The organism is Psychrobacter sp. T6-1, from assembly GCF_052258445.1.
The window spans coordinates 1-713 of sequence record NZ_JBQQFC010000696.1; the positions used below are offsets into that span (position 1 = coordinate 1).

At 35.2% G+C, this 713-nt stretch carries 1 protein-coding gene; it reads right to left on the minus strand.

All coding sequences use genetic code 11. The features are described from left to right. Positions 1 to 539 (minus strand): Wzz/FepE/Etk N-terminal domain-containing protein (locus tag ACTXGO_RS15460; protein ID WP_443575142.1); only part of this gene is annotated, 539 nt, incomplete at its 3' end. Between the last annotated feature and the right edge of the window lie 174 nt (positions 540 to 713).

Sequence of the window (713 nt, forward strand, 5' to 3'; positions counted from 1 at the left end):
CTTAACGTAAATCCACTACCTGATCTCATCAAGGTAAAAGGCTGATCCAAATACTCTGCAGCGACCTCAAATTGACTAATTTTAGCGCTTCCATTATTAGTTTGAAGCGAGACATCATTGGTTGTATTTAATTGCGTGTTTATATTGTCGGATAGGATTTTATCGACTGTACCAATAGTAGGATTGCTTAAACGAATTTGTAGATGTAGTAAGCTGACTACGGGATCTAATACCATACGTGACTTTATGAGTTCTGTTTCTGCTTGAGATTTGCTCTCTTCAGTATCGATGAGATCAGATATGTTTTCACCAAGACCTGACACCCCTTGTGACTTTTCATCAACCTGTATAAGTGCATCTGCTTGGTATACAGGCGTCATATAGCGGCTGTATAAAACAGCGGATACTAGTCCTAGTAATACAAAGAACAGTATAATTTTCCACTCGCGCCGTAATATGTCAAACAAACTTAGCAAATCAAGCTCGCTGCTTTTATACTTACCCATAGATTCGGACTTTTTATTTGAGTCTGTTTTCATAAGCCTACTCATCGTCTCAATGGTTTTGACTGATTTGAATACAAGGTTATAACTGCTATACCATTCATTGTTAATAAATTCATCTAAGTAATTTTATTGAATATATAAATTCACAAAAAAGAATATAATATTACTGAATATACACCTGTATTAGTAACAACGCAACATACCTAT